Source organism: Lacticaseibacillus sp. 866-1 (assembly GCF_016861825.1).
Classification (GTDB): Bacteria; Bacillota; Bacilli; order Lactobacillales; family Lactobacillaceae; genus Lacticaseibacillus.
Window position 1 is genome coordinate 15,873 of record NZ_BOLU01000028.1, and the last position, 19,824, is coordinate 35,696.

The window sequence follows — 19,824 nt, forward strand, 5'->3', positions numbered from 1 at the left end:
AGCGGGGTCTTGTTTTGCCTTGGCGGCGAAATTATTCGCCAGGCTTGTAGTCTTCGTCAATCACGAGCACCGGCTTGATGGTCTTGCCGGAGCGGGAATCGGCGTTGGCTTCGTTGATCTGGTCGAACTTGTAGAACTTCTCGGTCTTCGGGAAGTCGAACATGCCCATCTTGTAGAAGTCAATGAGGCGCGGAATGTCGATTTGCGGGACCGAGTCGCCCATGTTGACGCCGACGATCTTCTTGTCGTCCACGCACAGGTCGTTCCAGGTGTCGACATCGATGTGGTGCGGGGTGACGGCGATGGTTGCCGTGGTGCCACCCTGCGCAAGGACCTTGATGGAGTTTTCCATGACGGCGGTGACGCCAGTCGTGTCAACGGCCCAGTCAACGCCGCGGCCGCCTGTTAGGTCCTGCACGGCCTTGACCACGTCAACGTCCTTGGAGTTGATGACGTCGGTGGCACCGAGCTCCTTGGCGAGCGCCAGGCGGGAGTCCACGATGTCGATACCGATGACCTTGACGCAGCCGGAAATGCGGCCGGCCATCATGGCGGCAAGGCCAACGGCGCCGGTGCCGAAGACGGCGATCGTGTCGCCAGGTTTTGGCTTCAGGGTGTTCAGCACGGTGCCGGAGCCCGTCACGTAGCCGCAGCCCAGCGGGCCGAGGGTGCGCAGGTCGAGATCTTTGTCGACCTTAACGGCGTTGCGCTCACGCACCACGGTAGTCGTGGTAAACGAGGACTGGTCGAACATGTCCGCGACGTGGTGGCCATTTTCGGTGAAGTGGCTGGAGCCGTCCGGCCGAATACCCGACAGGTTGTTGTGCGCGTAGTTCTCGCACTGGGTCGGGATGCCCTTCAGGCAGGACTTGCAGTTCCCGCAGGCGTAAAAACTCAGTACGACATGGTCGCCTGGCTTGAACTGGGTGACTTCCGGGCCGACCTTCTCGACGATGCCGGAGCCTTCGTGGCCGAGGACGATTGGGTAGTCGATGACGGCGTCGCCAATGCGCAGGGCCTCATCCGAGTGACAGATGCCGCTGGCAACCATGTGGACCTGGATGTCGTCCGGGCCCATCTCGGCGAGTTCGACGTCATCTTTGATCTCGAAATCCGCGTTTTGCTTCTCTACAACAGCTGCTTTGATCTTCAAATTACACACTCCCTTGAGGTTTCATTTGGCACACTGTTCATTATTTCACAATTTTTTCGAAAAGTGAAGCGCTTCCATTAAATTTTCATCAGCGTAGATTAGGGCGGGCCGGTTGCACTCACTAGGTTAAACTATTATGATAAAACCTAATTTGCCGGCAGGAATCTGTCGGGCAATCTGGTTCATTAAAGGAGCACGTTCATGAAAAAAATCCTTAAGGCACTCATCGCCGCCGCTGCCGTCCTCAGCATCACCGTGCTGGCCGGCTGCACGCTGTTCGAGCACAAGACGACGCTGGTCAACACCCAGGTCGCCGGCGCTAAGACGACAATGGTTTACTACACGAAGCGCAATTCAGATAAGGTCCAGCAGCAAAGCCTGACCAGCGAGAACGACTTGACCAAGCTGATCGGCTCCAAAAAGAAGAAGGACCTAGACTCCGCCTACAATTCACTGAAAAAATCGGTCAACAGTTACAAGGGCCTCAAGGGCGTGACGACCAAGGTGACGCGCAAAGGCAACACGGTCACCCAAAACATCACGATTGACTACACCAAAGTTGACATGCAAAAGCTCAAGGACGCGCAGGGCTTGGATAAGGGCACCAAGAACACCGTCAGCTTGAAGGATTCGGTCAACACACTGAAGGCGGCAGGGTTTAAAGAGCAATAGCAACACGAAGTCGGTCAGAGATGGCCGATTTTTTTGTCCGCCTGCAACAAAAAACAGCCTAGAATCAGGCTGCCATCACTCCAGATATAACCGCCGCAGATCGGCAATATCGCTGTCCGCCAGCGCCAAATGCCGCTTGGCGTATTCTTCCCAACTGCCGTACTTCTTGACGACCTTTTGCACAGTTTCGAAGTAGCTGTCATCGGCGGGCTGCGAGTTCATGCCGGTCACCATGCGATCCGCCATCGGCAGGTCGGCGGCGGATTGCTCGTCTTTGAAGCGATCCAGCAGGATATCGTTGGTGACAATGTAATCCTGGTGGGCCACTTTTTCGGGCACGCCGAGCAAGCCCTCGATCAGCATCGCGACGACGCCGGTGCGGTCCTTGCCAGCAAAACAGTGAAACAGCGTCGCGCCGGTTTCGTTTTGGACGATAAGCTGGATCGCCCGCCGCAGCATTTTCGCCGTGCGCGGGTCGGTCGCCATGTACTGGTAGGACAAGCGTGCCAGCTCAAACTTTTTGGCGGTGTCCGCGCCGCGAAATTCCTCCTGAAAGTGGGGATGGTCGGCGAAGGGGTAAAGCGACAGGTTGTAGTAAGTCACGCCGGGCAGCTTGACGTCCGGCGCGTTGTCCGAGTTGTCCGCCTGGCGCAGGTCGAGGTCCTGGTTGAGCCCGACTTCCAGCATGTGCTGCTGCACTTTTTCCGGCATGAAGGTGATCAGGCCGGAGCGGTACAGGCGGTGGCGGCGAATGGTGCGGCCGTCCTTGGTGTGGTAGCCGCCCATGTCGCGCAGGTTGATTGTGCCTTCCAGTTCAATTAAGTGTCCCTTGGTTTCTGCCATTGCTGAATCCTCCCGTTGATGGTCGTCTTCAGTTTAGCATTTACGCGCGAAGCCGATTGCTCAATTTGTGCCATCAGGCTGAAACGGGCTGATTCGCAGGAGCTTTTCTTCGGGGAAAATTTTGCCGCGGCGGCTAAGTTCGACCCAGTAGGACACACCGTTGATCTGCATGGCGTAGGCGGCGGTGCCGGCCCAGCCCTGGTCGTCGGACTGCAGCACCACCCGGTAGTGGTCTGACTGCAGCGCCTGCGCGGTTTCCGGATCCGTGTACCGGTTCAGGTCGCACTGCTTGGCGTTCAGCGTGTTCAAAGTCGTGCTGCGGGCCACGAAATCCGGCCATAAGGCGACGCCAAACCCGATGCCACCCACCACCAGCAGAGCGGACAGGGCAATCAACAGTTTTTTGAACATTTTCCGCTCCCTCCCCAGTTCTTGCTTCACCATTACGATAGCATGGTGCCAGGCGTGCGGGTGGTTAAGTGTGTGTTAAGACTGTTGTCTTGTCGCGCTTTGCGTTAAAGTTATCACAAGAGGAGTTGACCATTATGAATAGTGCAGAACGGCAGGCTCAGATTCAGATGCAGCTGAGCACGGCGAAAAAACCGATCACCGCGACCACTTTTGCGGAAAGTTTTGGCGTGTCACGGCAGACCATTGTGGGCGACATCGCCCTGATGCGCGCCCATGGTGAGGAACTGGTCGCCACGCCGCGCGGGTACATGTACGTCGAGGACGCCGCGCATGAGGCCATTATTGTCTGCCGCCACACCCCGGCGCAGGCGGGCGACGAGTTGAGCCGCATTGTCGATAACGGCGGCGCGGTGCTTGACGTCATCGTCGACCACCCGCTCTACGGCCAGCTGCGCGGTGAGCTGCAGATTCGCACGCACGCCGAAATCAACCTGTTTCTCGGCCGCATGCGGAAGAATAAGGGAAAAATGCTCTCGGAGCTGACCGACGGCATTCACTTGCACACGATCGCCTACGAGACGCCCGCCCAGCTGACGGCGATTCAGGCGTCCCTGCGCGAGGCCGGGTACCTTTATGAAGAGACCAGCCGCTAGCCAGCCATTTTTCGCAAACCTGACGCGGTGGTTCGGCGTCTTGGTTTTAGTGTTGCTTCTGGCAGGTTGCAGCCAGGCAGTGAAGAAGACCGTGTTTGAGAAGAGCGGCGGCGGTGAGACCACGACGATGGTCTTTTACACGCGCGGCCGCTCTGACCGCGTCGACAAGCAGGTCACCACGCTGGACCTTGATTTCGTCAAAATTGTGGGCAAAAGCGCGGCTAAAAAAGAAGCTGAGCGCTGGCGGCGAGTAGTGAGGGCCGATGCCAAGGCTCACGACAAGCTGCGCGGCGTGACCGCCAATGCGACGTTTGCCGGCACGAAGGCCCGGGAGGTGGTCACGGTCGATCCAGCCCGAGCCAGTATGAAGAAGTTGGCGCAGGCGGACGGCCAGCCGAGTCCCGGCAAGGTCGATCACATCAGCCTGGATAATGTCTCGCACACGTTGGAGCAGGACGGGTACAAGAAAGTTAAGCGGTGAAGGGGGGCGGCTGATGAGCCGGCCTTTTTTGTCGTGGGTCTGAGGTGCGCTCGGCTTCGCAGCCTTAGTCGCGCTCAGCCGAGCAACGTCCGAGTGTCCAGCTACGCTCAAGCCCTCGGCGCCAAAGAACGGCGCCAATGCCTTGAGCTAGGCTAGCCATCGGACTAAGTGCGCTCGGCTTCGCAGCCTTTCCTTAATAATATGTTAAACTGTAAGGGCACATTAAAGCGATTAGCAGCACTGCGAAAGCGAGTTAGCGAGGACTATGAAAAAATTACTTGAAAAAATTACGCTGCCGTCTTTTTTAGAAGACGTGCGGCTGCGTTATCTGGCGCTGATCATGACCGGCCTAGCCGTGGTCGACGTGGTGATCGCGGTCTTCATCAAACCCTGGCTGGGTCTGCTTTTGTTCCTGTTCCTGCTCGGCCTGGTCGTGGCCACGTTCTTCACCCTGGAACGCATCACGGTGTCGACCAATAAATACATCTCTGACCTGTCCTACCGCATCAAGCGCGGGGAGCAGGAAGCCCTGATCAAGATGCCGGTCGGGATCCTGATTTTTGACCAGAAGATGAACGTGGAGTGGGCGAACCCATACCTGCTGCAGTACTTCAAGGATGAGGACATTCTGGGCCGGCCGTTGAAGGACATCGACGGCGAGCTGGCGGATGTCATCACCGCGCACCAGGACGACACAGAGCTGTCCGAGGTTCACTGGGGCGGTCACGACTTCAACCTGACGGTGCAAAAGCCGATCGGCGTCGCGTACCTGATGGACATCACGCATTACGCTCAGATCGAGGAAAAGGCAAAGGGCGAGCGCATCGCCATCGGCCAGGTGTTCCTGGATAACTACGATGAGGTTACCCAAACCATGGATGACCAGGCAACGACGAACCTGAACTCCTATGTTACCAACCAAATGAGCGACTGGGCCAACAAGTTCGGCATGTTCGTCAAGCGCGTGGCCAACGACCGCTTCCTGATGATCGCCTATATGCGCTCGCTGGAAGCCGTTGAGGCCGACAAGTTCAAGATTCTCGATACGATCCGCACCGAAACGTCGAAGCAGAATTATCCACTGACGCTGTCGGTCGGGATTGCGTACGGCGACTCGGACCTGGCGCAACTGGCGATCACGTCGCAGTCGAACCTGGACCTTGCGCTCGGCCGCGGCGGCGATCAGGTCGTCGTCCGCGCGAAAAATGCCCAGGCCCGTTTTTACGGCGGCAAGACGAACCCGATGGAAAAGCGCACCCGCGTACGGGCCCGCATGATTTCGCAGGCCTTGCAGGAGCTGTTCAAGCAGACGGACAAGATTTTTGTCGTCGGGCACGATCGGCCTGACATGGATGCGATCGGCGCCAGCCTTGGCATTCGCCGCATCGCCCAGATGAACGGCAAGGAATGCTACGTCGTGATCAATCCCGAGCACCTGCACTCTGACGTCGAGCGCCTGATGGGCGCAGTTGGCAAGAATCCGGACATTGGTAACGCCATCGTCACGCCGGAAGCGGCGCTGACCGAGGCCACCGACAAGTCTCTATTGATCTTGGTCGACCACTCGAAGCGGTCGATCACGGCGGCGCCGGCGCTGTTCGACCGCCTGGCGACGCGCACGGTCATCATCGACCATCACCGCCGCGGCGAGGAGTTCCCAGAAGACCCGATGTTGGTTTACATCGAGCCGTACGCCAGCTCAACGTGTGAGCTGATCACCGAAATGTTCGAGTACCAGCCGAAGGGCGTGGCGACGTTGTCCAAGCTTGAGGCGACGGCGATGCTGGCCGGCATCACGGTCGACACCCACAACTTTGCGATGCGCACTGGCACGCGGACGTTTGACGCCGCGTCGTACCTGCGCAGCCTGGGCGCCGATCCGCAGATGACGCAGAACTTTTTGAAGGAGAACGTCGACTCGTACATTCAAAAGAACCACCTGATTGACACGATTGAAATGATCGCGCCAACTATGGCATTATGTACGGGTGAAGAGACTCAGACGTATGATCCGGTCATCGCGGCCCAGGCGGCGGACACACTGCTGTCGCTCAACGGCATAGAGGCCAGCTTCGTGATCACGCGGCGGTCTGATTCAACCGTGGGCATCTCTGCGCGCAGCCTTGGCAACATCAACGTGCAGCTGATCATGGAAAAGCTTGGCGGCGGCGGTCACCTGAATAATGCGGCGACTCAGCTTCAAGGCAAAACCATCGTGCAAGCGACGGCGATGCTCAAAGACGCCATCAAGACGGAAAAGGAAGAAAACTAGGGAGGCCATCTTATGAAAGTGATTTTTACGCAGGACGTACGAGGCAAAGGTAACCGTGGCGAGGTCAAAGAGGTCCCGGATGGCTACGCACAGAACTTCCTGATCAAAAACGGTAAGGCCAAGCCGGCCACTCCGCAGGCAATGAGTGCCTTGCGCGGCCAGCAGAAGCTTGAAGAGAAAAAGGCGGCTGAACATCGCGCCGAGGCCGAAGCCGTCAAAACTAAGCTCGAAGACGACAAGACGGTCGTGCAGATCCAAAGCAAGGCCGGCGAGGACTCCCGGCTGTTCGGCTCGATCCCAAGCAAGCAAATCGCCCAGGCCCTGGAAAAGCAGTACCAGATCAAGGTCGATAAGCGCAAGATGGACCTGCCGGAGCCGATTCGTGCCCTTGGTTTCCGCAATGTAACGGTTCACCTGTACCCAGGCGTCGACGCCAGGATCCGCGTTCACATCACCGCGCAGAAGTAGTAGCGGGCAAGTTGTTCACCATGCTATAATGGAGACACAAAAGGCGCCGTGCGCGAACACGACGCCCCTGGGTCACCCGCCGCTGAACCCGGTGGTCACCTTCAGACTTTAGATTGATTCTTCAGTCGTCTGGCTTATGGCCGGGCGGCTATTTCTTTTGGTCGCGGCTGATGACGATGTAAGCAATTAACGTGCCAAATTGAAACAGCAACGTTAACACTTCAAACGTATTCACGCGTCCTCCATTCTGGAGGCCCCCAAAATAATAACATAGGCATCACCTCCAATTTGAGTCTGAAAGGTGTGCCACCGCACGGCGGGCTAGCATAGGATACCATGTCAGTGCACTTTTTTGATTCATAGCGGGTGTCATTTAATTGACGTCTAATGTTGTGCTGGCGGGATGCTGACCTACTTTTTCCTGGCGGTCGGTCTGTTGCTAAACCCTGCGGCGTAAACTAAACTATATAAGATAACTCACGATGTAAGAAAAGGAGCCCTCGAGCATGGATAATCAGATCCGGAACATGCCACCGCAAGATACAGACGCCGAAAAAGCGCTTCTCGGGGGCATTTTTCTGAGCCCAAGTTCGCTTGCGACGGCCGAAGAGTTCCTCGTGCCGGAGGCTTTTTATAAGCGCGCAAACCAGCTCGTATTCGCCGCGATGTCCGACCTGTCGTTGAACGAGGAAGGCATCGACGTGGTCACGGTTAAGAATTACCTGGACGACCACAACCAGCTCGATGACGTCGGTGGCGTGCCGTATTTGATGGAGCTGTCCGACGCCGTCCCAACGCCAGATAATGTGGTCTATTACGCCAAAATTATCGCGGACAAGGCGCAGTTGCGCCAGCTGATCGATGCCGCGACGAAAATCATCCAGCAGAGCTACGACGATCCCCATGACGTACAAGCGCTGATGGAAAACGCCGAATCGGCGATCATGAAGGTCAACGATGGCAACCAGCAAGGCGGGTTCCGCCCCATCAAAGACGTGCTGAACCTGACCATGAACGAGATCGACAAGTTGGCGCAGGGTGATCAGACCATCACGGGACTGCCGACTGGCTTCAAGGCCCTCGACGAAATCACGACCGGCCTGCACGACGATGAGCTGATTATTTTGGCCGCCCGCCCGGCCGTCGGGAAAACGGCGTTCGCCCTGAATATTGCGCAAAACGTCGGTACCAAGACGCCGAAGACTGTCGCGATGTTTTCGCTGGAAATGGGGGCGGAGTCCCTGGTCAACCGCATGCTGTGTGCGGAAGGCAACATCAACTCGCAGCACCTGCGCACGGGCCAGCTGACCCCTGACGACTGGAACAGTCTGGTCGTGGCGATGGGCAGCCTGAGCAATGCCTCGATTTTCATCGACGACACCCCAGGCATGCGCGTGGCACAGATTCGCTCCGAGTGCCTCAAGCTCCAAAAGGAAATGAAGGAAAAGAAAACCACAGACAAGAATGGTAATCAGGAAAAGGGTGCTCACCCCTTGGGCCTGGTCGTAATCGATTACCTGCAGCTGATCGAAGGCACCGGCGAAAACCGGCAGCAGGAAGTCTCCGCGATTTCGCGTCAGCTGAAAAAGCTGGCCAAGGAGCTGCACTGCCCGGTCATCGCACTGTCGCAGCTGTCGCGTGGCGTTGAGCAGCGCCAGGACAAACGGCCAGTGCTGTCCGATATTCGTGAATCCGGGTCGATCGAGCAGGATGCCGACATTGTCGCGTTCTTGTACCGCGAGGACTACTACCGCGACGGTGAAGGCGGCGACGACGATGACGCCGACAATACCAACAACAATGCCCAGGGCAACGGCGACGAGCCGGATGTTGGCCCAATTGAAGTCATCATCGAAAAGAACCGTTCGGGCGCGCGCGGTACGGTCAAGTTGCTGTTTGTGAAGTCCTATAACAAGTTCAGTTCGCTGGCACCGATGCAAGAGTAAGGCTGCGAAGCACTGGCGAACTTAGCGGGATGGATAGCCGCTATGCATGTCAGACTGTACGCCGTGAACGGCTACAGTCTGATCATAGCTCAGTGCATTGAAGCCGCACTTTGGCTTCGAGGCGCTGAGCGTAGCTATCCACTCCCGCGTTGCCAGTGCGGAGCGCGACTAGGCGTACCACCCTGTTGCCCGACTGAGTGATACGACGGATGTACACTTAGTCGCGCTTCGGGTCTGCAACGGGGAAGCATCTAGCAGCTACGCATGTCAGCCAGTAACTCGCTTTGCGAGACTGGCTGATCAACGCCCACCGCCTCGGCGCCAAAGAACGGCGCCAATGCGGTAGGCTAGGCTAGCTGTTTCCCTAAGCGCGCAGACCCTACGCAACCTCACAGAAAGGAGGTCCCCACCATGGATGCAATTTTGATGAGTCTCATGACTGCCCTCAACGAGCAGCTTTTGATCAACGTCTACCAGCGCGACACCGATGATTTTTACACTGGTTACGTACAGTCGCTGGGCAAGCAGCGGGTGCTCCTTTCGACGTACAACGACGCGGGGATCGCCGACGGGGCGGTGCTGATTGCGTTCACCGCGATCGATCAGGTCGAGTTCGCCGGGGATGACCTGGTCGACATGTCGTTTCGCATGCGCGTGGCGGCGGAGAAGCATTTTCTCACCATGGCGGAGCCGAGCCCCGAGCTGCATTTTGACCCGCGCAAAAGCCTGATGCACCAGCTGGCCGCCCAGGCGCAGCGAACGGGTGAGGTAATCCTGGTGATCCTCGCCGATGATGACGCGTATCTGGAAGGCCAGGTGACGGCCGTCGCGGAAGGACGCATGACGCTGTCCGTGTTCAACAAGTTCAATTACACTGATGTGCGCTACATGCAGGTCGATTTCAGTGACGTACTGGTGGTCGAGTTTCAGGGCCTTGAGCTGCATTTGGAAAGTCAGCTGGTTCAAAAACGCGACGAACTGCGCCACGTCGTCACTAAGATCGTGCAAAACGACGGCCAGCTCAAGTCCGTGTTCACGGATGCGCAGGCCGCCGGCACACTGCTGGCGGCGATGCCGAAGGGCGGGGACGACCAGTTCTATGTCGGCACGGTCAAGGCCATCAACGACAGCGTGGTCGTGCTGCGGCTCAAGGACATGGCGGGTCAGTTCGGCGGTTACGTGGCGCTGCGGCTCACCAGTCTGCAAAGTGTGACGCTGGCGTCGGATTACCTGCAAACGGTTCGCGCGTACAGCGACTGGATGATGGCCAATCACCTGGAAAAGCAGCCGGTGCTGAACGCGGACCGCGAGTTTGACAGCTCCTCAGACCTGTTTCAGAGTCTGATCCAGGAGGCGGCGGCCTTCGAGCGGGTGGTGCGCGTTCGCACCAAGGACGATGACGACCACCTGATGGGCGTGCCCGAGGCGGTCGGCCCTGCCAACTTTGAGATGCAGCTGCCGAGTGACAGTGAGCCGGCCCTGGTCGCGTTTGATGACGTGCAGGAGATCGCGTTCGGCCACATCTATGCCTACCTGCAGGAAGCGCGGCTGCATCACGAACGGTAATTCGGTTATTTTTGAATATTGAAAAATCCGGACACAAATTGTTCGGATTTTTTGTATTCTTTTTAAATTTAAAAAATTAACATTCGGGTTTAGGCTTGAAAGCCAGCCGCAATGTTGTTATCATACTGAGTGGCAATGAGTGGCATTTACCAATCGAGACGAAGGAGCGAGCAGTCATGGGAACAGTCGTAGTTGTTGGCACACAGTGGGGCGACGAAGGTAAGGGGAAAATTACCGATTTCCTCAGCCAAGGCGCGAAGATCATCGGCCGCTATCAAGGCGGGGACAACGCCGGGCACACGATTCACCAGGGCGGTCAGGTGTACAAGCTGCGGCTGATCCCCAGCGGCATCCTGCATTCACACCAGCTGTCCGTGATCGGCAACGGGGTGGTCGTCAACCCGAAGAGCCTGGTTGAAGAACTGGCGCACCTGCGCGAGCAAGGCGTTGCCGGCGATAACCTGCGCGTGTCCGACCGGGCGCAGGTCATCCTGCCGTACCACATCGCGCTGGACAAGCTGCAGGAAGCGGCCAAGGGCGCGGACAAGATTGGCACCACCAACCGCGGCATCGGCCCGGCGTACATGGACAAGGCCGCCCGCGTCGGCATTCGCATCGCCGACCTGCTTGACCGGGAGACTTTTGAGGAAAAACTGCGCGCCAACCTCAAGGAAAAGAACCTGCTGTTCACCAAGATTTACGACGCTGAACCGATGAATTTTGACGACATTTTCGAGGAATACTACGGCTATGGTCAGCAAATTAAGCAATACGTCACTGACACGTCCGTCGTGCTGAACGACGCCATCGACCACGGCGAAAACGTACTGTTTGAAGGCGCGCAAGGCACCATGCTTGACGTTGACCAGGGCACCTACCCGTTTGTCACTTCATCCAATCCGGCCGGTGGGGTCACCACTGGGTCTGGTGTTGGCGCGTCGAAGATCGATCGCGTGGTCGGCGTGGCCAAGGCATACACCTCGCGTGTCGGCGACGGCCCGTTCCCAAGCGAGCTGTTTGACGACGATGGCAGCTTCATTCGTGAGGCCGGCCACGAGTACGGCACCGTCACCGGCCGTCCGCGTCGTATTGGCTGGTTCGACGCCGTGGTGGTCAACCATGCGCGCCGCGTTGCCGGAGTCACTGATCTCGCGCTGAACTCGATCGACGTCCTGACTGGGCTCAGGACGGTGAAGATTTGCACGGCCTACGATCTGAACGGCGAGACCATCACGCGCTACCCGGCGTCACTCAAGGAGCTGGCGGCCTGCAAGCCGATTTACGAGGAGTTGCCCGGCTGGGACGAGGACATCACCGGCGCCAAGACGCTGGCCGACTTGCCCGAAAACGCCCGCAATTATGTGAAGCGCATCGTTGAACTGACCAACGTCGACCTGTTGACGTTCTCAGTGGGCCCGGACCGCGAGCAGACCAATGTGCTGGCAGATATTTGGCAGAAATTCTAACGTCAGGCTAAAAATGCCCCCGGTTCGCGTCGGTGCGAACCGGGGGCATTGCTGTATGCGTGTGAGTTAGTGCCAGTGCTGCAATCCCCCAAAAACCAATATCGCCGCACTCAGCAGCAGGCGCACGACCAGATGCGACCAGTGGATGTGGCCGTAGCGCTGATAGCCCTGGGCAATGGCCGCAGCCAGCAGCAGAACGATAGCGACTAGAATCGCCCAATGCCACCGAAGACCAAGTAGCAAAAAAATCGCCGCGGCTAAGCTGACCCAGTTTACCAGTACAGTGGGTTGCCAGTCAGCAATGACGGCAAAGATGGTGAGTGCTGCATAGACTACGATGAGGATGTTAAGTATCATCCAGTTCGCCTCCTTGATTGACCTGATTTTTCTCAGTTTATACCACGTGGGACTGAATCCGCATCAAGGGTGCAAAAATGCCCTCCCAGCGTTAACTGGAAGGACATCAGTCGGTGAAAAGACTGAATTTATTTGGAGGCGGTACTGCTGTCACTATCTTTCAGCTGGTTCCAGGTGTTATTGACCTCGTCGGTGTGCTTTTGCTCCTTGGCGTGAATCCGCTTGGCGCCGGCGTTAGCCTTAACGGTCAGCTTCTTGGAAACAGACTTCTTGGCCTTGCTGTCTTCGTATTTCACAGTGACCTTGTTGTCCTGGTATGCCTTGCTGACCATGAAGTCAGCGCTGAACTTGCCGTTTTTCGGCTGGCTGGTCGCCTTTTGACCATTGATGTACAGGACGCCGTCGCCTTTGACTGTACCCTTGGCGGTGGCGTTACCGGAATCATCGGAACTAACGGTGGTCTTGTTGAGGCTCAGGCTCAAGTCATTGCTCTTGCAACCGCTGAGGCCAACGACCAGCAGGATCCCGGTCAACAGTGCCAACAATAAACGCATACTCTTCTTCATTTTCTCTCTCCTTTGTGAAAAAAGTCCGAGGAAAAGTATAGACCACTTCGGCGGCGAATACGTTGATAATGAAAGCAGGATAAGAGAGTATGAGAGGAATAAGCCAAATTCTAATCAAAGCGGGCGCCTGAACGGCTTATTTGGCCTGATCAGACAAAAAAGGCCACGATTCTCATCGTGGTCTCAGTGATCCGGTGCGTCAGCCTTCTGAACGCTCTCGCGCCGACCGAGTACCCGGATCGTGGTTTGGCACCGGAAGTAGTATCTCAAGTTTTAGCGGGCGTGTCAAATGGTTCCTACTTTTAGGGCTGTTAGGACAGACTGCGTAATTTTACAATAGGCAACTAGCCTCCGAGAGGTGGTGTTCGCATGGAGAAGATCCTTGACCTATTCATTATGCCGCTGCTCGTCGGCATACCCCAAAAGCTCATCGATCGGTGGTAGACGATGGTGAATGAATACCGCTAGCTGCCATCTAACCCACGCGCTATGGCAATAACGCCGTAGTGAAAAATGCCGCTCCCTTGCGCAAAAGGGGGCGGCATTCGTGCTCTCATGGATACAATCCTTGATGAGGTCATTTTATCATGGCTGTCGTTTTCTGACAACAGGCCGGCAACCCTCAGGCGTTTCTGCTTCTCTGGCGAAATTATTGAATAGGCAACTAGCCTCCGAGAGGGGGTGCAAGTATGGACAAGATCCTCGAGCTATTCATTATGCCGCTCCTGGTCGACATAGTCGGAGGACTCATCGATCGCTGGCTGGACGATGATGAATGAGTAGAAGCTAGCTGCCATCCGGCTCACGCGCTATGGCCGCATACGCCGTAGCGATAAAAATGCCGCTCCCTTGGCACAAAGGAGGCGGCATTCGTGCTATAGATGGAAAAAGATCCTCGATGAAGTCATTTTATCATGGCTCTCGATTTCTGACAACAGTGCCGACTAACACAGACATCGGTGCGCTCGGGCTAAATACGCTTCGCTTCTCAGCCTCTAGATGCTCACCCCATGAGCGCCGACCTCCGCAGCCTGTTAGTTATTCATTCCATCTTCGTAGATCTTGAGCTTGCCCTTGACGATACTTTCGACGAGGTCTGGGTAGGCCACGCCTTCTGCCTCTGCTTCTTGCGGCAGGAGGGACAGCGGCGTCATGCCCGGCAGGTTGTTGGCTTCGATGACCCAAACGCCAAAGTCGTTGGCGAAGAAGTCGACGCGGCCGTAGTTTTGCATGCCTAAGACCTTCATGGTTTGAATCGCCACGCGCTTCATTTCGTCGTGAACCGCGGGGTCGAGGTCGTGCGGCGGGGTGATGAAGTCGGTGTGACCAGGCTGGAACTTGTGCTCGAAGTCGTACCAACCGTCGTGGACCTTGATTTCAATGGCCGGGAACGCGTGGCCGTTGACGACACCCAGCGAGAACTCGCGGCCCTCGATGAAGTCCTCAACGATGGCCGAGTTGTCGAAGCGGAAAACGTCCACGAGGCCGCTTTCGAGCTCCTCATCGTTGTGCACGATGTGAGTGCCGACAGAGGAACCACCCGAAGTCGGCTTGAGCACGACCGGGTAGGCAAACGGGAGCTTGTGTCCTTTTGGCCCCTGGTCGCGGGTGATCTCAACGAACGCCGCGGTCTTAATGCTGTGGTACAGCATGATCTCCTTGGAGTAGACCTTGTTCATGGTGATGCCGGAGGCGGTGGAGCCGCTGCCGGTGTACTTGATGTTGTTCAGGTCGAGCACGGCCTGAACCTTGCCGTTTTCGCCGTCGCCGCCGTGAAGGCCGAGGAAGACGATGTCGGCTGCCTTGCAGATGTCGAGCACGTTGGGGCCAAACAGCGTTGTGTCGTCGCCGGGACGCAGCGCATTGATGTCTTCATCGGTCAAGATCGCATCCGAGATGTTCAGATCCTTGGATGTGTTGGCGTCTTCGAACACGGATGAAGCCGGCTGGCCTTTCAGGTCGTAGCCGAGGAACAGGTCGATGAACGTGGCTTCGTGGCCCTTGTCACGCAACGCGTTGGTCAGTCGGTAGCCGCTGGAGATCGAGACGTTGCGCTCGGTGCTCCGGCCGCCGGCTAATACGACAATTTTCATAGGTATAAAACCTCCCGATAGTTTTAGAACCTTAAGTGTATCACAGCCAATTTAGAGATTAACAGGAAAGTAACCGCTTTCACTTAATTTTAAGCTTTACACGGCCGGCAACAGTGGCCAAACCCCGGCCGCGCCCTGTATACTGAGGAAAAAGTTAAAAGGAGCGCGCCCTTCGTGAAAATTATCGTGTACGGGGTCAAACCAGACGAACTTGCCTACTTTGAGGCCTGGCAGAAGACCCATAACCAGCCGCTATCGCTGCACTCAGAACTGCTCGACGAGAAAACCGTGGCTTGGGCCAGGGGTTTTGACGGGGTCAACTGTTTGCAGACGACGCCGTATTCCGCGGCGGTGTTCACCCAGCTGGCGGAGTTTGGGATCCATTTTCTGACCATTCGCAACGTGGGGCTGGATAACCTCGATTTGGCCGCCGCCAAGCAGAATAAAATTCGCATCGCCAACGTGCCGGCGTATTCGCCGAGTGCCATCGCGGAGTTTGCGGTGACCATGACGCTTTACCTGTTGCGCCGCCTCGGCGAAACGCGGGCGCCGCTGGCTGCGGGCAACTGGAATCAGGCGGCGAGTTTTCTGGGCCGGGAACTGGGGCAAAGCACGGTCGGCGTGGTTGGGGCCGGCCGGATCGGACAGGCCGCCATTCGCCTGTTCGCTGGTTTTGGCGCAAACGTGCTCGCGTATGATCCGCATCCTGGGCACCCTGAGCCCCGCGCGACCTATGTCAGTTTGAAGCAGTTACTCGCTGAATCAGACGTGGTCGACTTGCAAGTACCAGGCATTCCGGCGAATGATCACCTGATCGATGACGCCGCGCTGACTCTGATGAAACAAAACGCGGTACTGATCAACACGGCGCGCGGCAACCTGGTCGACACGACCGCGCTGCTGAAGCATCTGCGCGCCGGCCACCTTGGCGGGGCAGGGATCGACACCTACGAGCATGAATCACCGGCGCTGCTGCGCTATGAACAGACGGGCAAGTTCACCGACCCGCAGTGGGAAGAGCTGGCGCAACTGCCCAACGTTTTGCTGACGCCGCATGTCGCGTATCACACCGAAACAGCAGTCGAGAACATGGTTAACTTCTCACTGGCAAACCTGGTCGGGTTCTTGACGACAGGCGAAGCGCCGGATGAGGTCAGGATTAAATAAACGAATGAAGCCGCGAGTGGTTGCGGCTTTTTATTTCCCCAAAATAGATGAAAAAGACGATTGCCCCAAGGGAAAATCCCCCAATATTTGTTATTAACCAGATAATATATGAACAATGATTTAAAAAACGTCTTGTAATGTTTGCCTTTAGACTTGAAATCCAAATTTTCTCGCGGTATGCTTTACCCATAAAAGCGAACGAGGAGAGAAAAATGGAGAACTTCTTTAAGCTAAAGCAGAACAATACACGTGTTTCTACAGAAATTATGGCGGGTTTAACGACATTCTTTGCGATGTCGTACATTCTTTTCGTTAACCCGCAGGTCCTGTCGCAAACCGGGATGCCGTACCAAGCGGTGTTCCTGGCCACCATCATCGCCAGTGCGGTGGGGACACTGTTCATGGGGCTCTTTGCCAACGTGCCATACGCCTTGGCGCCAGGGATGGGGCTCAACGCCTTCTTCACTTACACCGTCGTCTTCGCCCTGGGCTACACCTGGCAGCAGGCCCTCGCGCTAGTTTTCATCTGTGGCCTGATCAACATTACCATCACCGTGACGAAGGTCCGCAAGATGATCATCATGGCGATCCCAGAAGTGATGCAGCACGCGATCGGCGGGGGGATCGGGGTCTTCATCGCCTACATCGGGCTCAAGAACGCCGGTTTCCTGCAATTCACCTCTGATTCCTCCAACATCCTGTCCATCAACAACGCCGCATACAGCGCCACCAAGACGATCAAGGGCGTCACCGGCGTGGTTTCCGGCGGCGGCATTGTGCCGGCGCTGGTCAACTTCACCAGCTCAGGTGCCGGCCTGGCCCTCATCGGCCTGGTCCTGATGACCATCCTGGTCGTCAAAAAAGTGCCGGGCGCGGTCCTGATCGGCATCATCGTCACCACCCTGATTGGCATTCCGCTGGGCGTGACCGACCTGTCATTCTCGTCGGCCAACAGCCTCGGCAGCTCCTTCAGCGCCCTGGGCACCACGTTCGGCGCAGCGTTTTCCAGCAAGGGGATGGGCAGCCTGTTCACCAGCGCCAAGCAGATCCTGCTGACGCTGATGACGATTTTCGCCTTCAGTTTCTCTGACACCTTCGACACGCTGGGTACCTTCATTGGCACCGGCCGCCGCACCGGCATTTTCTCTGACAAAGACATCGATGAAATGGAACACGGCTCGGGCTTCGCGTCTAAAATGGACAAGGCGCTGTTCGCTGATTCCATCGCCACGTCGATCGGCGCCATCTTCGGCACATCAAACACCACGACCTACGTGGAAAGCGCGGCCGGCATCGGCGCCGGTGGTCGCACCGGCCTGACCTCTGTGGTCACCGCGCTGTGCTTCCTGCTTTCGGCGGTGTTCGCGCCGCTGATCTCGGTCGTGCCGACGCAAGCCGTTGCGCCAGCCCTCATCCTCGTCGGGGTCATGATGGTCTCCAGCTTCAAGGAGATCGACTGGTCCGACCTGGCCGAGGCCGTGCCGGCCTTCATGGCGTCGATCGTCATGGGTCTGATTTACAACATCTCATACGGCATCGCGGCCGGCTTCATCTTCTACTGCCTGATCAAGCTGATCCAGGGCAAGGCCAAGGAGATCCATCCGATTCTCGGTATTGTCACCATCGGGTTCATCCTGAACTTCGTGGTGCTCGCGGTCCTTTAACTAAATGAACAGTCTCAAAGACGGCGGTCGGGCAAAAACCTGACCGTCGTCTTTTTTGCTAAACCCGAACATTAAATACGTTTTCATGAAAAACAGCCCATTTTCTGGTTGAATTTCATGAAAAAAACGCATATTGTGAAAGACATTAAATCATTCGAGGGAGCGAATCATGGGACACTTTTTTCAGCTGAAGGAAAACGGCACCACTGTCCGCACGGAAATTTTAGCGGGGCTGACGACGTTCTTCGCGATGTCGTACATCCTGTTCGTCGCGCCGGCCACGCTGTCGCTGACGGGGATGCCGAGCCAGGCCGTGTTTCTGGCCACCATCGTCGCCAGTGTCGCGGGCACGCTGGTCATGGGCCTATTTGCGAACGTGCCTTACGCGCTCGCGCCGGGGCTCGGGCTGCAGGCGTTCTTCACCTACACGGTCGTTGCCGGGCTGGGCTTCACCTGGCAAGAGGCGCTTGCGCTGGTGTTCCTGTGCGGGGTGATCAACATTTTGATCACCGTGACCAAGATCCGAAAGCTGATTATCACCGCGATCCCGACGGTGCTGCAGCACGCGATCGGCGGCGGCATCGGCATTTTCGTCGCTTACATCGGGCTGAAAAATGCGGGTTTTCTGCAGTTCACCAGCAGTGCCAGCGGTTTGCTCAGCGTCAACGGTAAGGCCGCAAGCGGCAGCTTTGCCCACGGTGTGTCCAGCGTCGTCACCGGCGGCAGCGGCATCACCCCGGCGCTCGTCAACTTCACTCAGCCGGGGGCCATCGTTGCGCTGATCGGACTTTTGCTGATGGCGGTGCTGGTCGTGAAAAAGGTGCCGGGCGCGGTGCTGATCGGCATTGTCGCCACCACCTTGATCGGGATCCCGTTTGGGGTCACGAACCTGCACCTGGCCGCCGGCAATTCGCTGGGCGAGGCGATCAGCCAGCTGGGGACGACGTTCGGGGCGGCGTTTTCCAGCAAAGGGTTCGGCAGCCTGTTCACGGACACGCACCACATTCTGCTGTCGGTGATGACGATTTTCTCGTTCAGTTTCTCCGATATTTTTGACACGCTGGGCACCTTCATCGGCACCGGCCGCCGCACCGGCATCTTCTCCGATGAGGACATGGCCAACATGAACCGCGGCTCGGGGTTCTCATCCAAAATGGACCGCGCGCTGTTCTCCGACGCGATTGCCACAGGGGTCGGCTCGATTTTCGGCACGTCCAATGTCACCGTGTTCGTCGAAAGTGCGGCCGGTATTGGGGCCGGCGGTCGCACGGGGCTGACGGCGGTCGTGGTCGCGGCGTGCTTTGCGCTGAGTTCGCTGCTTTCGCCGATTATCGCGGTTGTGCCCAGTGAGGCCGTCGCACCGGCCTTGATCATGGTCGGGGTCATGATGATGTCCAGCTTCAAGGAGATTGACTGGTCCAACCTGGCAGAGGCCGTGCCGGCGTTCATGGCGTCGATCGTGATGGCGCTGGTTTACAACATTTCTTACGGCATCGCGGCCGGGTTCATTTTCTACTGCCTGATCAAGCTGATCACCGGTAAGGCCAAGGACGTGCATCCGGTGCTGTGGGTGGTCACGGCCGGCTTCATCCTCGATTTCGTCTTCATGGCGATTCTTTAAACCGCCAAGGAAAAAAGGCAAAAGAGCCACATCACGGTCACAGTTTCTTCACCCGAAGCCTGTAATCTTATAAGAGTAGAAGCAAGACGCTTCTCACTCCGAAACCTCTTCATTTTCACTCCTCCCAAGTGATGTGCGTGACGCGTTCCCCCAAAGCGTGATCACGTTCCCCAGTAACGCCGCCGGTCCCCCAACCGGCGGCTTTTTTAGTTATAGAGGCTTTAGCCGGGCTCGCGCGGAGACGCGCGAGGCTCAAAACCACCCGCTGTGCGGGTGGAGTCAAATGGGTTATACGAAAAACTCTCCTCGTCGATTAGAATATGGATGTTCAAGGCCATACTACATAATCGAAAAGGAGAGAAGAAACATATGGCAAACCAAGCAAACTCACTCGCTCATACGAAGTGGATGTGCAAGTACCACAT

At 57.0% G+C, this 19,824-nt stretch carries 17 protein-coding genes; 11 read left to right on the forward strand and 6 right to left on the reverse strand.

Going from position 1 to position 19,824, the window contains the following annotated elements:
* Positions 1–31: 31 nt before the first annotated feature.
* Positions 32–1,153: an NAD(P)-dependent alcohol dehydrogenase gene (locus JUE30_RS09035; protein ID WP_203624566.1), complete on the reverse strand. Its 1,122-nt coding sequence runs from the start codon at positions 1,151–1,153 to the stop codon at positions 32–34.
* A 201-nt stretch (positions 1,154–1,354) separates the two neighbouring features.
* Here JUE30_RS09035 and JUE30_RS09040 point away from each other — a divergent pair, with 201 nt between their 5' ends.
* Positions 1,355–1,825, forward strand: a complete 471-nt coding sequence (locus tag JUE30_RS09040; protein WP_203624567.1) for a DUF1307 domain-containing protein — start codon at positions 1,355–1,357, stop codon at positions 1,823–1,825.
* 75 nt (positions 1,826–1,900) lie between these two features.
* Here JUE30_RS09040 and JUE30_RS09045 read toward each other — a convergent pair whose 3' ends face one another.
* Together JUE30_RS09045 and JUE30_RS09050 are read right to left on the reverse strand one after the other, a co-directional pair.
* Positions 1,901–2,668, reverse strand: coding sequence for a tyrosine-protein phosphatase (locus tag JUE30_RS09045; protein WP_203624568.1), 768 nt, complete (start codon positions 2,666–2,668; stop codon positions 1,901–1,903).
* Between the two features lie 60 nt (positions 2,669–2,728).
* Positions 2,729–3,079 carry a hypothetical protein gene (locus tag JUE30_RS09050; RefSeq protein WP_203624569.1) on the reverse strand — a complete coding sequence of 117 codons (351 nt, stop codon included), beginning with the start codon at positions 3,077–3,079 and terminating at the stop codon, positions 2,729–2,731.
* Between the two features lie 134 nt (positions 3,080–3,213).
* Here JUE30_RS09050 and JUE30_RS09055 point away from each other — a divergent pair, with 134 nt between their 5' ends.
* The 7 genes from JUE30_RS09055 (at position 3,214) to JUE30_RS09085 (ending at position 11,931) form a co-directional block, all read left to right on the forward strand.
* The gene (locus JUE30_RS09055) at positions 3,214–3,732 is read left to right on the forward strand and encodes a transcription repressor NadR (RefSeq protein WP_203624570.1); all 519 of its coding nucleotides are present in this window, start codon (positions 3,214–3,216) and stop codon (positions 3,730–3,732) included.
* Complete coding sequence (locus tag JUE30_RS09060) at positions 3,713–4,213, forward strand: DUF1307 domain-containing protein (RefSeq protein WP_203624571.1); 501 nt, start codon at positions 3,713–3,715, stop codon at positions 4,211–4,213. Before JUE30_RS09055 ends, JUE30_RS09060 begins: the two co-directional genes overlap by 20 nt.
* A gap of 265 nt (positions 4,214–4,478) precedes the next feature.
* On the forward strand, positions 4,479–6,485 hold the full coding sequence (locus JUE30_RS09065; RefSeq protein ID WP_203624572.1) for a DHH family phosphoesterase: 2,007 nt from the start codon (positions 4,479–4,481) through the stop codon (positions 6,483–6,485).
* A 12-nt stretch (positions 6,486–6,497) separates the two neighbouring features.
* Positions 6,498–6,953 carry a 50S ribosomal protein L9 gene (gene rplI, locus JUE30_RS09070; protein ID WP_125754931.1) on the forward strand — a complete coding sequence of 152 codons (456 nt, stop codon included), beginning with the start codon at positions 6,498–6,500 and terminating at the stop codon, positions 6,951–6,953.
* 506 nt (positions 6,954–7,459) lie between these two features.
* Entirely contained in the window at positions 7,460–8,899 is a 1,440-nt protein-coding gene (gene dnaB, locus JUE30_RS09075; RefSeq protein ID WP_203624573.1) for a replicative DNA helicase, read from the forward strand.
* 411 nt (positions 8,900–9,310) lie between these two features.
* Positions 9,311–10,465, forward strand: a complete 1,155-nt coding sequence (locus JUE30_RS09080) for a hypothetical protein (protein WP_203624574.1) — start codon at positions 9,311–9,313, stop codon at positions 10,463–10,465.
* A gap of 176 nt (positions 10,466–10,641) precedes the next feature.
* Complete coding sequence (locus JUE30_RS09085) at positions 10,642–11,931, forward strand: adenylosuccinate synthase (RefSeq protein WP_203624575.1); 1,290 nt, start codon at positions 10,642–10,644, stop codon at positions 11,929–11,931.
* 66 nt (positions 11,932–11,997) lie between these two features.
* Here the strand turns inward: JUE30_RS09085 and JUE30_RS09090 are convergent, their stop codons facing one another.
* From JUE30_RS09090 to JUE30_RS09100, 3 genes are all read right to left on the reverse strand, one after another.
* Entirely contained in the window at positions 11,998–12,288 is a 291-nt protein-coding gene (locus tag JUE30_RS09090) for a hypothetical protein (protein ID WP_203624576.1), read from the reverse strand.
* Positions 12,289–12,416: 128 nt separating this feature from the next.
* On the reverse strand, positions 12,417–12,854 hold the full coding sequence (locus tag JUE30_RS09095) for a hypothetical protein (RefSeq protein WP_203624577.1): 438 nt from the start codon (positions 12,852–12,854) through the stop codon (positions 12,417–12,419).
* 1,034 nt (positions 12,855–13,888) lie between these two features.
* Entirely contained in the window at positions 13,889–14,947 is a 1,059-nt protein-coding gene (locus JUE30_RS09100) for an ATP-grasp domain-containing protein (RefSeq protein ID WP_203624578.1), read from the reverse strand.
* Between the two features lie 174 nt (positions 14,948–15,121).
* Between JUE30_RS09100 and JUE30_RS09105 the strand changes: the two genes are divergently transcribed.
* From JUE30_RS09105 to JUE30_RS09115, 3 genes are all read left to right on the forward strand, one after another.
* On the forward strand, positions 15,122–16,114 hold the full coding sequence (locus JUE30_RS09105) for a D-2-hydroxyacid dehydrogenase (RefSeq protein ID WP_203624579.1): 993 nt from the start codon (positions 15,122–15,124) through the stop codon (positions 16,112–16,114).
* 212 nt (positions 16,115–16,326) lie between these two features.
* On the forward strand, positions 16,327–17,778 hold the full coding sequence (locus tag JUE30_RS09110; protein WP_125754938.1) for an NCS2 family permease: 1,452 nt from the start codon (positions 16,327–16,329) through the stop codon (positions 17,776–17,778).
* A 169-nt stretch (positions 17,779–17,947) separates the two neighbouring features.
* Positions 17,948–19,399 carry an NCS2 family permease gene (locus JUE30_RS09115; protein ID WP_203624580.1) on the forward strand — a complete coding sequence of 484 codons (1,452 nt, stop codon included), beginning with the start codon at positions 17,948–17,950 and terminating at the stop codon, positions 19,397–19,399.
* Positions 19,400–19,824 lie beyond the last annotated feature (425 nt).

What these genes read in the sequence shown, in the direction of transcription:
- JUE30_RS09040 (WP_203624567.1), top strand. Translation starts at nt 1,355, where the DNA reads ATGAAAAAAATCCTTAAGGCACTCATCGCCGCCGCTGCCGTCCTCAGC.
- JUE30_RS09045 (WP_203624568.1), bottom strand. Translation starts at nt 2,668, where the DNA reads ATGGCAGAAACCAAGGGACACTTAATTGAACTGGAAGGCACAATCAAC.
- JUE30_RS09050 (WP_203624569.1), bottom strand. Translation starts at nt 3,079, where the DNA reads ATGTTCAAAAAACTGTTGATTGCCCTGTCCGCTCTGCTGGTGGTGGGT.
- JUE30_RS09055 (WP_203624570.1), top strand. Translation starts at nt 3,214, where the DNA reads ATGAATAGTGCAGAACGGCAGGCTCAGATTCAGATGCAGCTGAGCACG.
- JUE30_RS09060 (WP_203624571.1), top strand. Translation starts at nt 3,713, where the DNA reads ATGAAGAGACCAGCCGCTAGCCAGCCATTTTTCGCAAACCTGACGCGG.
- JUE30_RS09065 (WP_203624572.1), top strand. Translation starts at nt 4,479, where the DNA reads ATGAAAAAATTACTTGAAAAAATTACGCTGCCGTCTTTTTTAGAAGAC.
- rplI (WP_125754931.1), top strand. Translation starts at nt 6,498, where the DNA reads ATGAAAGTGATTTTTACGCAGGACGTACGAGGCAAAGGTAACCGTGGC.
- dnaB (WP_203624573.1), top strand. Translation starts at nt 7,460, where the DNA reads ATGGATAATCAGATCCGGAACATGCCACCGCAAGATACAGACGCCGAA.
- JUE30_RS09080 (WP_203624574.1), top strand. Translation starts at nt 9,311, where the DNA reads ATGGATGCAATTTTGATGAGTCTCATGACTGCCCTCAACGAGCAGCTT.
- JUE30_RS09085 (WP_203624575.1), top strand. Translation starts at nt 10,642, where the DNA reads ATGGGAACAGTCGTAGTTGTTGGCACACAGTGGGGCGACGAAGGTAAG.
- JUE30_RS09090 (WP_203624576.1), bottom strand. Translation starts at nt 12,288, where the DNA reads ATGATACTTAACATCCTCATCGTAGTCTATGCAGCACTCACCATCTTT.
- JUE30_RS09095 (WP_203624577.1), bottom strand. Translation starts at nt 12,854, where the DNA reads ATGAAGAAGAGTATGCGTTTATTGTTGGCACTGTTGACCGGGATCCTG.
- JUE30_RS09100 (WP_203624578.1), bottom strand. Translation starts at nt 14,947, where the DNA reads ATGAAAATTGTCGTATTAGCCGGCGGCCGGAGCACCGAGCGCAACGTC.
- JUE30_RS09110 (WP_125754938.1), top strand. Translation starts at nt 16,327, where the DNA reads ATGGAGAACTTCTTTAAGCTAAAGCAGAACAATACACGTGTTTCTACA.
- JUE30_RS09115 (WP_203624580.1), top strand. Translation starts at nt 17,948, where the DNA reads ATGGGACACTTTTTTCAGCTGAAGGAAAACGGCACCACTGTCCGCACG.